The organism is Roseovarius sp. D0-M9, from assembly GCF_037083805.1.
In the GTDB taxonomy this organism is placed as follows: domain Bacteria; phylum Pseudomonadota; class Alphaproteobacteria; order Rhodobacterales; family Rhodobacteraceae; genus Roseovarius.
Map to the genome: position 1 here is coordinate 84860 of NZ_JBAPKZ010000006.1, position 7223 is coordinate 92082.

At 65.0% G+C, this 7223-nt stretch carries 10 protein-coding genes; all 10 read right to left on the minus strand.

Annotation, left to right across the window (positions count from 1 at the left end; genetic code table 11):
- Window positions 1–100: 100 nt before the first annotated feature.
- Window positions 101–757 carry an urease accessory protein UreG gene (ureG, locus tag V8352_RS06160; RefSeq protein WP_336423393.1) on the minus strand — a complete coding sequence of 219 codons (657 nt, stop codon included), beginning with the start codon at window positions 755–757 and terminating at the stop codon, window positions 101–103.
- Window positions 754–1383 carry an urease accessory protein UreF gene (locus V8352_RS06165; RefSeq protein WP_336423458.1) on the minus strand — a complete coding sequence of 210 codons (630 nt, stop codon included), beginning with the start codon at window positions 1381–1383 and terminating at the stop codon, window positions 754–756. Before V8352_RS06165 ends, ureG begins: the two co-directional genes overlap by 4 nt.
- A complete protein-coding gene (locus V8352_RS06170; protein WP_336423394.1) occupies window positions 1380–1865 on the minus strand; it encodes an urease accessory protein UreE in 486 nt (161 codons plus the stop codon). The genes V8352_RS06165 and V8352_RS06170 overlap by 4 nt, the downstream gene beginning before the upstream one ends.
- Window positions 1866–1874: 9 nt before the next feature.
- A complete protein-coding gene (gene ureC, locus V8352_RS06175; RefSeq protein ID WP_336423395.1) occupies window positions 1875–3581 on the minus strand; it encodes an urease subunit alpha in 1707 nt (568 codons plus the stop codon).
- A gap of 2 nt (window positions 3582–3583) precedes the next feature.
- The gene (locus tag V8352_RS06180; protein WP_336423396.1) at window positions 3584–3889 is read right to left on the minus strand and encodes an urease subunit beta; all 306 of its coding nucleotides are present in this window, start codon (window positions 3887–3889) and stop codon (window positions 3584–3586) included.
- The gene (locus V8352_RS06185) at window positions 3886–4041 is read right to left on the minus strand and encodes a hypothetical protein (RefSeq protein ID WP_336423397.1); all 156 of its coding nucleotides are present in this window, start codon (window positions 4039–4041) and stop codon (window positions 3886–3888) included. The genes V8352_RS06180 and V8352_RS06185 overlap by 4 nt, the downstream gene beginning before the upstream one ends.
- Before the next feature lie 13 nt (window positions 4042–4054).
- Window positions 4055–4357: an urease subunit gamma gene (locus V8352_RS06190; protein ID WP_336423398.1), complete on the minus strand. Its 303-nt coding sequence runs from the start codon at window positions 4355–4357 to the stop codon at window positions 4055–4057.
- 12 nt (window positions 4358–4369) lie between these two features.
- On the minus strand, window positions 4370–5188 hold the full coding sequence (locus tag V8352_RS06195) for an urease accessory protein UreD (protein WP_336423399.1): 819 nt from the start codon (window positions 5186–5188) through the stop codon (window positions 4370–4372).
- 320 nt (window positions 5189–5508) lie between these two features.
- Window positions 5509–6348: a phosphonate ABC transporter ATP-binding protein gene (phnC, locus tag V8352_RS06200; RefSeq protein ID WP_336423400.1), complete on the minus strand. Its 840-nt coding sequence runs from the start codon at window positions 6346–6348 to the stop codon at window positions 5509–5511.
- The gene (phnE, locus tag V8352_RS06205; RefSeq protein WP_336423401.1) at window positions 6345–7181 is read right to left on the minus strand and encodes a phosphonate ABC transporter, permease protein PhnE; all 837 of its coding nucleotides are present in this window, start codon (window positions 7179–7181) and stop codon (window positions 6345–6347) included. The genes phnC and phnE overlap by 4 nt, the downstream gene beginning before the upstream one ends.
- Between the last annotated feature and the right edge of the window lie 42 nt (window positions 7182–7223).

Genomic DNA, 7223 nt, shown 5'->3' on the forward strand with positions numbered 1-7223 from the left:
CCAGCAGGGCGTTCGGGCAAGTGCATATAAGAGGGGCAGACGGCAACCGCACCATTGGCTCGGCCTGCCTGAGTTTGGAAATCTGATACAGGACACGTGGTTAACGACCTCTTCCGCTTACCTCTTGGGCGAGGCCGGTTTTCAATCCGCCTTCCTCGTGAATGAAACGGATGATCCGATCGAGGCCGGCGCCGCTCCGCAGATTGGCGAGGACATAGGGGCGCGGGCCGCGGGCGCGGGCCGTGTCGGCCTCCAGCAAGGTCAGATCAACGCACACATGGGGCGCAAGATCGATTTTGTTGACCACTAGCATATCCGACTTCGTCAGGCCCGGACCACGCTTGCGCGGGATGTCCTGACCGGCGGCGGTGTCGATCACGTAGATCGTCAGGTCCACCAGTTCCGGGCTGAAGGTGGCCGCCAGATTGTCGCCGCCGGATTCGATCAAGATCAGGTCGAGGTCGGGAAAGGCCGCCATCAGATCACTGATCGCTGCAAGGTTGATCGAGGCATCCTCGCGGATGGCCGTGTGCGGGCAACCGCCGGTTTCGACCCCCCGGATACGCTCGGCTGGCAGGACTTGCGCGCGCATCAGCGCCTCGGCATCCTCGCGGGTGTAGATGTCGTTGGTGATGACCGCCATGGAGCATTGGCTGGCCAAGGCCCGCGCGAGGCCCTCGGTCAAAGTGGTCTTGCCTGCGCCCACCGGGCCGCCGATCCCTACGCGCAAGGGGCCGTTCATCTTGGGTTGCGTCATGTCCTGAATATCCTCACCTCTTGCGTTTCATGGTGCAGCGACGCCATGTCTCCGGCCAATACGCAGCCACCCAGCCTATCGAGAGGGGCCTTCGCCGCCCTCTGCGCCAGCGCGTGGCATATGGGCGTCAGCCGATCCAGAACCGCCTGCCCCTCGGTCTGGCCCAGCGGCACGTGGCGAATGGCGATGGTGACGAGGTTGCCCGCAAAGCCCTGCAAATAAAGTGCGATCACATCGGCCTTGGGCAGATCCAGCGCCGCCGCAGCCTCGGCCACCGCGATGGGCAGCATGCGCGGCAGAAGGGTGCGCCCCGTCATGGCTGCAACCGTGCGGGCCAGCGCCGCGCCCTGATCCCGGCCCTCCTGCAAACGCTCAGCACAGGGTTGAAGAGCGCGGGCCAGATCGTCCAGTTCGCCGCAGTCCCCCTCCAGCGCGTGGGACAGCAAAACGGCATCCTGAAAGCCGGCTCCATAGGACAGGATGTTCAACAGCCACGTCTCCAGCCCCTCGGCGTCTTGCACCGTCCCAGCCGCAATCGCCGCCTCCAGACCATGCGAATAGGCAAAAGCGCCGGTCGGGAAAGCCGGCGACAGCCATTGAACCAGTGTCAGATGCGCGGGGGTCAGCATCCGTCTTGGTGATGAGGATGATGATGGGAGTGGCCGTGATCGTGGCCCATCGTGCGCCCCTTGCCATAGGCGCCGCCCTCGGGGCGGAACGGGCCGGTCGCGGGTGTCAGTATGGCGCCGACGTGAGCCAACATCGCCTCGATCACCGGGTCGCGCCGGATCGTCAGGTGATCCGCCGCAATCTGGCAGGGCGTGTGACGATTGCCGATATGCCATGCGAAGCGAGGCAGATCGCCGCGCACCTCGATCAGGTCTTCGGGTGCGGGCTCCACCGCGACGGCACGGCCATCCTCGAGCGCGAAGCCCCAGTAATCATCAAGGTTCGTGACCTCTGCCAGGTCCACAAGGAAGGACAGCCCGCCCTGCCCGACGATCCGCTTGCGGCGCATCAGCCGGGCATCATAATCCAGCACAACCGTATCGGCCACGGCGGGCGGCGCTTCTGTCAGTAGATCACGGGCGATGGGCAGGTCCGGCATGTCGTCCCCTCAGAACAGAAAATAGCGTTGCGCCAGCGGCAACTCGCTGGCGGGGGCGCAGGTCAGCACTTCGCCATCCGCGCGCACCTCGTAGGTTTCGGGGTCCACCTCGATCCGGGGTGTCAGCGTGTTGTGGATCATGTCGCGCTTGCCAATGGCGCGGGTATTGGCCACCGCCAGCGTCTCCTTCGCCAGCCCGAGCGCCGCGCCGATGCCGCCCGCCTGCGCCGCCGCACTAACGAACAGAACCGACGACCGCTCCAGCGCCCGCCCGAACGCCCCGAACATGGGGCGCGAATGCACCGGCTGCGCTGGGATCGAGCCGTTGGGATCGCCCATCTGTGCCAGCACGATCGTGCCCCCCATCAGCACCATCTCGGGCTTGGCCCCGAAGAACGCGGGGCTCCACAGCACGAGATCGGCGCGTTTGCCCGGCTCGATGCTGCCGATATGCGCGCTGATCCCATGGGCGATGGCGGGGTTGATGGTATATTTCGCGATGTAGCGCTTGACGCGGGCATTGTCGTTGTCGCCCGTCTCCTCCGGCAGCCGCCCGCGTTGCTTGCGCATCTTGTCTGCGGTTTGCCAGGTGCGGATGATCACCTCGCCCACGCGGCCCATGGCCTGGCTGTCGGACGAGATGACGGAAAATGCGCCCATGTCATGCAGGATATCCTCGGCGGCGATGGTTTCGCGCCGGATGCGGCTCTCGGCGAAGGCGACATCCTCGGGGATCGCCTTGTCGAGATGGTGGCACACCATCAGCATATCGAGATGTTCCTCGATGGTGTTGACGGTATAGGGCATCGTCGGGTTGGTCGAGGACGGGATCACATTCTGCGAGCCGACCACCTTCATGATGTCCGGCGCATGGCCGCCGCCCGCACCCTCGGTGTGATAGGCATGGATGGTGCGGCCCTTGAGCGCGGCCAGCGTATTTTCCACGAAACCGCTCTCGTTCAGCGTGTCGGTGTGGATCATGACCTGCACGTCCATGTCGTCGGCGACGCTCAGGCAAGTGTCGATGGCCGCCGGCGTGGTGCCCCAATCCTCGTGCAGCTTGAGCGCGCAGGCCCCGGCGTTGACCTGCTCGATCAGCGCGCCGGGCAAGCTGGCATTGCCCTTGCCCGCAAAGCCAAGGTTCATCGGCAGCGCGTCGCCGGCCTGAAGCATCCGCCCGATATGGAAGGCCCCCGGCGTGCAGGTGGTGGCCAATGTTCCGTGCGCCGGGCCAGTGCCGCCACCCAGCATGGTGGTGATGCCGGAATGCAGCGCATCGTCCACCTGCTGCGGGCAGATGAAATGAATGTGCGCGTCAAAGCCCCCTGCCGTCAGGATCTTGCCTTCGCCAGCGATCACCTCGGTTCCCGGACCGATGATGATATCGACGCCCGATTGAGTGTCGGGATTGCCAGCCTTGCCGATCGCGGCAATCAGACCGTCGCGCAGGCCGACATCGGCCTTGTAGATGCCGGTATGATCGACAATCAACGCGTTGGTTATGACCGTATCGACGGCGCCGTCGGCGCGGGTGGTCTGGCTTTGCCCCATGCCGTCGCGGATCACCTTGCCGCCACCGAATTTCACCTCCTCGCCGTAGGTGGTCAGATCGCGCTCTACCTCGATCACCAGATCGGTATCGGCCAGCCGCAGGCGGTCACCGGTGGTCGGGCCATACATGCCAGCATAGGCCGAGCGGGAAAGGGTCGCGGCCATATCTAAAGATCCCCCATGACCTGCTGGTTGAAGCCAAAGACGCGCCGCGCGCCGCCGTAGGGGATCAGGCGCACCTCGCGCGTCTGGCCCGGCTCAAAGCGCACGGCGGTCCCGGCGGGGATGTCCAGCCGCTGGCCGCGCGCCGCGTCCCGGTCAAACGACAGTCCGTCGTTGGCCTCGGCGAAATGGTAATGGCTGCCCACTTGAACCGGACGGTCGCCTGTATTGGCAATCTCCAGCACGGTGACGGGGGCATCGGCGTTCAGGATGATGTCGCCATTCGCTGGAAAAATCTCTCCGGGGATCATTTGCGTCCCCGGCCGATGAAGTAGCCTCCGACAAGCGCCAGCAGCCCCACGACCACAAGCCACATCGCGTCGATCCCGTGCGGGTGCAGATGCGGGCCAGCATGCGCGAGGGCGGGCGCGGGCAGCAACAGGGCGGGCAAAATGTAACGCATGGGTGTGGTCCTTTCAACGGATAGGGTCATGGACAGTCACCAGCTTGGTGCCGTCGGGAAAAGTTGCCTCGACCTGAACAGAGTGGATCATCTCGGCGATCCCCTCCATGCAGTCCTCGACGGTGATGACATGGGCGCCCGCTTCCATCAGGTCGGCGACACTGCGCCCGTCGCGCGCGCCCTCGACCACAAAATCGGTGATCAGCGCGACGGCCTCTGGGTGGTTGAGCTTGACGCCCCGCTCCTTTCGCCCGCGCGCGATCATGGCGGCCAGCGATATCAACATCTTGTCCTTTTCCCGAGGGGTCAGGTTCATGGCAGGTCTCTCCTAGATTTGCCAGACGCGGGGCAGTGGACCGGGGCGCAGGATCGCAAGCAGGCGCACGATCTGGCGCCGCAGGGGCCAGCCGTCACGCGCCATGAGGCGGATCACCAGCTTGCCATCGAAAGCCGAAGCGCCGCCCGTTACATCGGGGTCCGTCAGGGCCTCTTGCACCGGGGCCAGCGCGTCCGCGGAGCCGGGAGCGACCAGCGCCAGTGTGGCAAAGGCGCGCGCGCCCTCCAGCACGGCGGGCCCAGCAGTGAGTGCTTCGGTCGACATCCGAAGCGGCTCGACCAGCACAGGCTTGCCCGCGCGCATGACGCGCCGCGTGTCGGTCAGGGTGACGCGCGCGACGGTTTCGCCCATGGCGGCACGGCCCAGCACAACCGTTTCCAACATCAGGCAGGAGCTGTCCGGGGCAAGGTCTATGGACGTCTCGCGCGCAAGGTGGCTTTGATCGAAGAGGATGGTTTCCTGCGGCAACCAGTCCAGATGCCCCCCGGCCCCGACCCTGTGATGCACGCGAACCACCGCCGCATCCCCCGTGCTGCGATAGGCACGCTCGGCAGTTTGGGTGGTTCCGGTCGCCCGGCACCCCGGCGCAAGGTCGATCTGGTAAGACAGCCGGTCGCCCCCCGTCAGCCCGCCCGAGGTATTCAGCAGAACGATTTCCTGCCCGTTGTCTCCGCGATGCAGGAACGCCTTGGCCGATCCTGACTGGTGCAGCCGCTCCAGACGTCCGTGATGCGGTCCGGCGCGCAAGGTCACATGCGCAGCGCCCCGGCTACGCTCGTAAGTTGGCAAGGGATCGGCGTGGGCGGGCATCGGCACTCATCTCCATGGTGCTGCGACGCTATCCGGATGGGGCAAAACTGCCAGTCTCGGCCCGGCACTTTGCAGGCCGGGTTCAAAAGCTGCCAAGGAAGTGCGCAAAATAAAGGCGCTCTGCAAAATTATTAGACAGTTCCTGCAAAGCATGTCGCGCGACACGCCAAACGAAGGCACCGGCAGCCGCACGTCAACTCGGCATCGCCCAACCGGCGCGACGACACTGCCGACCAAATCTCACAACAGGCTGATATGCTTGATGAGGTTGGGCCAATTGCTCCGGTCGGTTCACAAGAAAGCAGAAGGCCCCTCGCCACTCACGCGCCACCCTCTTGGCCCGTCGTTCGCTGGGCAACCGGCGTGGAATGCGCATCGAGATAGAGCGCTTCTAGATCCCTGTGGCTGAACCTGTCCGGCGGCCCCTCAAGGACGACCTCACCTGCGCGCATTCCCACGATCCGATCCGCGAACTTCCGGGCAAGTTCCACCTGGTGCAAACTGCACAAGACGCCAATTCCCTGCTCGCGGCACAGCAGGCGCAAAAGCTTCAGCGTGATGTTTGCAGCTTCGGGATCAAGGCTCGACACAGGTTCGTCGGCCAGAAGCAGCTTGCTCTGCTGGGTCAACACACGGGCAATGGCGACGCGTTGCTGTTGCCCACCGGACAAGGAGTCCGCGCGCTGATACGCCTGCTGGAGAAGGCCCACCTTGTCGAGGTTGGCCAACGCCGCCTGCCGGTCGCTGCGTTCGAAGCTGCGCAGCGCCACCCGCCAAGTGGGCACATGCCCCAGCCGCCCGGCCAGCACGTTGTCCAGCGCGCTCAGCCGTGCCACCAGATTGAACTGCTGAAAAATGAGCCCGATGTCGCGGCGCGCGAGGCGCAGCGCCTGTCCAGTCAGAACGTGCATCGGGTGGCCATGGACCGCGATCTGGCCGCCGGTGGGGCGGGTCAGTCCGGTGACGCAACGAAATACTGTGGATTTGCCTGCCCCGCTCGGCCCCAGCAGGACCACGAACTCGCCCGGCGCCACATCCAGAGAGAGACCGCGCAGCGCCTGCGTGGTGCCGTAGGATTTCGACAGATCGCGAACCGCCAACGCCTTGCCAAAGCCAGCGACGGCGGCGACAGGCGGAGCCATGCGGACAGACCGGTTCATACCAGCCACCTGCGCAGGTAGGCGCTGATCTGGTCAATGATCGTCACCATGGCCAGCACGATCACCGTCAGGGTCAACAGCTTCTCAAAGTCCAGAAGGTCGATGGCGGACTTGATCTCTATCCCGATGCCGCCCGCGCCCACGATCCCCAGAATGGTCGAGGTGCGCACATTCGCCTCCCACACATATAGCGAGGTTGAGGCGAGGCTGGGAAGCGATGCGGGCAGCACGGCAAACATCACAAGCTTGGAGCGATTGGCGCCTGACATTTCGACCGCCTCCATCGGCGGGCGCGGCAGCATCTCGATCGCTTCGCTGTTGAGCTTGGCAATGACGCCGATGGCGTGGAGCGTCATGCCAAGCACCCCCGCGAAGGGGCCCAGCCCCACCGCCGCGACGAACAGGATGGCGAAAACCACCGTGTCGATGCCCCTCAGCGCGTTCAGAACCCCGCGCACAGGCGTCCCGATGAAGTTCGACGCCACGATGTTTCGGGAAATGAAGATGCTCAGCGGAAAGGCCACGATGGTCGCCGCGACGGTTGCCACGGTGGCGATGGCAACGGTTTCGAGCGCGCGATATAGAAACCGGTCAAGGTCATTCACATAAGGCGGCCATGCCGTCGAGGCCCAGCGCATCAGCCGCGGCAACCCCTCGATCAGCCGCGCCGGGTCCACCTCGGCGATGCGCAGGCACATCACGAATGCCCCCAGCAGCGCCAGCACGACCAGATAGCTCCGGATCGCGCCGCCCGAGAGCGGCTGGAAACTCGGCTCCAGATACTGGCCCTGCGCACTGCGAGTGGGCACGCGGGCATTGGTGTGACTAGGCATGTGTGACCCCCTGGTTGCGGCACTGGTCCGCGCCGGTCACCC

Excerpts from the sequence above, each read along its gene's own strand:
- ureG (WP_336423393.1), bottom strand. The coding sequence starts at position 757 with ATGACGCAACCCAAGATGAACGGCCCCTTGCGCGTAGGGATCGGCGGC.
- V8352_RS06170 (WP_336423394.1), bottom strand. The coding sequence starts at position 1,865 with ATGCCGGACCTGCCCATCGCCCGTGATCTACTGACAGAAGCGCCGCCC.
- ureC (WP_336423395.1), bottom strand. The coding sequence starts at position 3,581 with ATGGCCGCGACCCTTTCCCGCTCGGCCTATGCTGGCATGTATGGCCCG.
- V8352_RS06180 (WP_336423396.1), bottom strand. The coding sequence starts at position 3,889 with ATGATCCCCGGAGAGATTTTTCCAGCGAATGGCGACATCATCCTGAAC.
- V8352_RS06185 (WP_336423397.1), bottom strand. The coding sequence starts at position 4,041 with ATGCGTTACATTTTGCCCGCCCTGTTGCTGCCCGCGCCCGCCCTCGCG.
- V8352_RS06190 (WP_336423398.1), bottom strand. The coding sequence starts at position 4,357 with ATGAACCTGACCCCTCGGGAAAAGGACAAGATGTTGATATCGCTGGCC.
- V8352_RS06195 (WP_336423399.1), bottom strand. The coding sequence starts at position 5,188 with ATGCCCGCCCACGCCGATCCCTTGCCAACTTACGAGCGTAGCCGGGGC.
- phnC (WP_336423400.1), bottom strand. The coding sequence starts at position 6,348 with ATGAACCGGTCTGTCCGCATGGCTCCGCCTGTCGCCGCCGTCGCTGGC.
- phnE (WP_336423401.1), bottom strand. The coding sequence starts at position 7,181 with ATGCCTAGTCACACCAATGCCCGCGTGCCCACTCGCAGTGCGCAGGGC.